Raw genomic sequence first — 2,471 nt, 5'->3', positions numbered from 1 at the left:
CCCCCCCCCCCCCCCCCCCCCCCCCCCCCCCCCCCCCCCCCCCCCCCCCCCCCCCCCCCCCCCCCCCCCCCCCCCCCCCCCCCCCCCCCCCCCCCCCCCCCCCCCCCCCCCCCCCCCCCCCCACACTAGGTTCTCTTCGTCGGCAGCGTCAGATGTGTATAAGAGACAGGCTCAGGGCCGTGGTCACGCTGCTGGCGCCGGGCAGCGGCACCACCGGGCAGCCGGCCGCGCGCACCGCGGCCACCAAGCGCGCGCCCGGGTCGCTCACGGCGGGCGTGCCGGCGTCGCTGGCGTAGGCCACGCGTTCGCCCTGCCGCAGGCGCGCCAGCACGGCGGCGGCGGCCTCGGCCTCGTTGTGCTGGTGCACCGCGAGCAGCGCGGCGCCGGGGCGCTCGATGCCGTAGGCGCGCAGCAGGTGCTGGGTGTGGCGCGTGTCCTCGCAGGCCACGGCGTCCACCAGCTGCAGCAGGTGCAGCGCGCGCAGCGTGATGTCGGCCAAGTTGCCGATCGGCGTGGCCACGACGTAAAGGGCGCCGCGCGGATAATGCTGCGCGGCCGCCGCATCGTGCGCGGCGGCGAGGGCGGAGGCGAAAGAGGCGCTCAATGGGATTCCTTGAAAAGCTGCGCGCCGCCGCGGCAGCGGGTGCAGGAAGGCCGGCCGCGGCGGGCACCACGAAGGCCGCCGGCGATGCCGCGGAGGCGCGTGCCCTGGCCCACCTGCAGGCGGCCGGGCTGCGCCTGGTCGAGCGCAATTATCGGACGCCGGGGCGCGGCGGCGGCGAGATCGACCTGGTGATGCGCGATGCCGAGGGCACCCTGGTCTTCGTCGAGGTGCGCGTGCGCAAGAGCGCGCAGCACGGCGGCGCGGCGGCCAGCATCGGCGCGGCCAAGCGCCGGCGCATCGTGCTGGCGGCGCGGCATTACCTGATGCGCCTGGGCGCGCCGCCGGCCTGCCGCTTCGATGCGGTGCTGGTCGAGGGCGATGCGATCACCTGGCTGCGGGCGGCGTTCGACAGCGACGGCTGACATGCCCTGCTACATCTGGTGGCGGCCGCGCGGCGGTGGCCGCCGCTATGATCCCTGGCCCATGCTCGAGCAACGCATCCAACAGCACTTCATCGACAGCGCGGACCTGAAGTACCAGTCAGCCGAAGCGCTGGGACCGCCCATTGCCGCGGCGGTGCAGGCCATTCTTGCGAGCGTCACCAGCGGCGGCAAGGTGCTGGCCTGCGGCACCGGCGCGTCGGCCGCGCTGGCGCAGATCTTCACCAGCGCCTTCGTCGCCGGCTTCGAGCGCGAGCGGCCCGGCCTGGGCGCGATCGCGCTCACCGCCGACGGCACGCTGCTGGCGCCGGTGAGCGCCGCGGCCGACGCCTCGCAGGTGTTCGCGCGCCAGGTGCGCGCACTCGGCCATGCGGGCGACGTGCTGCTGCTGCTGTCGCCCGGCGGCAATTGCGCCAGCCTGTCGGCGGCGCTGGAGGCCGCGCACGAGCGCGAAATGACCGTGGTGGCCCTCACCGGCCGCCATGGCAGCCGCGTGGCCGGGCTGCTGCGCGAGACCGACGTCCACATCTGCGTGCCGCACGAGCGTGCGGCCCGCGTCCAGGAGGTCCATGCCCTGGCCCTTCACTGCATCTGCGATGGCGTGGATGCGCAACTTCTCGGCGAACAGGAGATTCCCCTATGACGACTGGAACGAAACGAGCGGCGCCTGCGGCGCGCCTGGCGTGCGCGGTGCTGGCCGCGGGCGCGCTGGCCGGCGCGCTGTCGGGCTGCTTTCCGCTAGCGCTGGGCGGCGCGGCCGTGACCGGGCTGGCGGTGGCCGACCGCCGCACCACCGGCACGCAGGTCGAGGACGAGAGCATCGAGCTGCGCGCCCGCAACGCGATCAACACCAACTTCGGCGACCGCGTGAGCGTGGGCGTGACCAGCTACAACCGCCAGGTGCTGCTGACCGGCCAGGCGCCGACGCAGCAGGACAAGGAGCGTGTCGAGCAGTTCGTGGCGCGCGTGGAGAACGTGCGCGCGGTGGTCAACGACATCAGCGTGATGCCGGCCGTCACCTTCTCGCAGCGCTCCAACGACGCCTTCATCACCAGCAAGGTCAAGGCCAGCCTGGTGGACGCCAAGGACATCTCGGCCACCGCCATCAAGGTCGTGACCGAGCGCGGCGTGGTCTACCTGATGGGCCGCGTCACCGCGCGCGAGGCCAAGCGCAGCGCCGAGATCGCGCGCGGCGTGAGCGGCGTGGTGAAGGTGGTGCGCGTGTTCGAGGTGATCAGCGAAGAGGAGCTGGCCCGGCTCGGCCGCCAGCAGGCGCCGGCGCCCGCGGTGTCCTCGCCCGCAGCGGGCTCTTATACACATCTCCGAGCCCACGAGACCGTACAGGAAATCTCGTATGACGTCTTCTGCTTGAAAAAGGGGGGGGGGGGGGGGGGGGGGGGGGGGGGGGGGGGGGGGGGGGGGGGGGG

2 protein-coding genes and 2 pseudogenes are annotated in these 2,471 nt (G+C 74.3%); 3 read left to right on the top strand and 1 reads right to left on the bottom strand.

Features of this window, described 5'->3' with window-relative positions; genetic code table 11:
• Nucleotides 1-172: 172 nt before the first annotated feature.
• Nucleotides 173-604 (bottom strand): annotated as a pseudogene (locus tag JHD63_RS22315) (SAM-dependent methyltransferase); the annotation flags it as partial.
• Between JHD63_RS22315 and JHD63_RS22310 the strand changes: the two are divergent.
• The 3 genes and pseudogenes from JHD63_RS22310 to JHD63_RS22300 all read left to right on the top strand — a co-directional run.
• The gene (locus JHD63_RS22310; protein WP_198972970.1) at nt 604-1,026 is read left to right on the top strand and encodes a YraN family protein; all 423 of its coding nucleotides are present in this window, start codon (nt 604-606) and stop codon (nt 1,024-1,026) included. The pseudogene JHD63_RS22315 and the gene JHD63_RS22310 sit on opposite strands and share 1 nt — an antisense overlap.
• 61 nt (nt 1,027-1,087) lie before the next feature.
• On the top strand, nt 1,088-1,687 hold the full coding sequence (locus tag JHD63_RS22305; protein WP_198972969.1) for an SIS domain-containing protein: 600 nt from the start codon (nt 1,088-1,090) through the stop codon (nt 1,685-1,687).
• A pseudogene (locus tag JHD63_RS22300) lies at nt 1,684-2,346 on the top strand (BON domain-containing protein); the annotation flags it as partial. The gene JHD63_RS22305 and the pseudogene JHD63_RS22300, both read left to right, overlap by 4 nt.
• Between the last annotated feature and the right edge of the window lie 125 nt (nt 2,347-2,471).

This window comes from Xylophilus sp. ASV27 (assembly GCF_016428875.1).
GTDB lineage: Bacteria > Pseudomonadota > Gammaproteobacteria > Burkholderiales > Burkholderiaceae_C > Xylophilus.
Note: the sequence above shows the minus strand (reverse complement) of the source record. Positions and strands in the feature narration are given on the sequence as shown.

Coding starts and splice junctions, on each gene's coding strand:
- JHD63_RS22310 (WP_198972970.1), top strand. CDS start 604: ATGGGATTCCTTGAAAAGCTGCGCGCCGCCGCGGCAGCGGGTGCAGGA.
- JHD63_RS22305 (WP_198972969.1), top strand. CDS start 1,088: ATGCTCGAGCAACGCATCCAACAGCACTTCATCGACAGCGCGGACCTG.